General features: G+C 69.4%; 1 protein-coding gene. It reads right to left on the minus strand.

Annotated features, from left to right (window positions below; translation table 11 throughout):
• The coding region (locus ONA70_RS36400) for an acyltransferase domain-containing protein (protein WP_265011009.1) at window positions 1-771 on the minus strand (771 nt) is incomplete at its 3' end.
• Window positions 772-792 lie beyond the last annotated feature (21 nt).

Consider the following 792-nt stretch of genomic DNA (forward strand, 5'->3'; position numbering starts at 1 on the left):
GCCGGAGAGGACGCAGCTGGTGGGGGCGTTGTGGGCGGCGAGGTGCAGTTCGGCGGCATGGTCGGGGACGAGTTGTTCCAGCAGGTCGGTGAGGTCGGCCGGGGTCGGGCCGGTGATGGCGAGCATGCCGCCGGTGTTTTCGATGGTGGTGAGGGCTTGGCCGCGGTGGGCGATGAGCCTGGTGGCTTGGTTGAGGGTGAGGGCGTCGGCGGCGTGTGCGGCGGTGATTTCGCCTTGGCTGTGGCCGATGACGGCGTCGGGGTTGATGCCGTGGTGTCGCCACAGGGCGGTGAGGGCGGTGGTGACGGCGAACAGGGTGGGTTGGACGACGTCGACCCGCTCGAGGCTGGCCGCGTCGGGCTTCTCCAGGATCACGTCGAGCAGTGACCAGTCCACGAGGCCGCGCAGCATTGTGTCGGTGGTGTTGATGCTGTTTCGGAAGACGGGGGAGGTGCGGTAGAGGTGGTGGGCCATGGCCGGCCATTGGCTGCCTTGGCCGGGGTAGATGAAGGCGACCTTTCCGCTGTCGCGGGCTTCGCCGAGGGTCAGGTTGTCGTGGTCGGTGCCGTCGGCGAGGGCGGTGAGCGCGTTGGTGAAGTCGTCGAGGGTGCGGCCGAGGATCACGGCCCGGTGTGGGAAGACCGACCGGCCGGCGAGGGCGTGTGCCACGCCGATCAGGTCGAGGCCGTCGGTGTCGGCTGCCCAGTCGCGCAGTCGGCGGCCGTACTCGCGTAGTGAGGTTTCGGTCTTCGCGGACAGCAGCCACGGCACCCACCCACCACCGGGCAGATC

The organism is Micromonospora yasonensis (genome assembly GCF_026013475.1).
Taxonomy (GTDB): Bacteria; Actinomycetota; Actinomycetes; order Mycobacteriales; family Micromonosporaceae; genus Micromonospora; species Micromonospora yasonensis.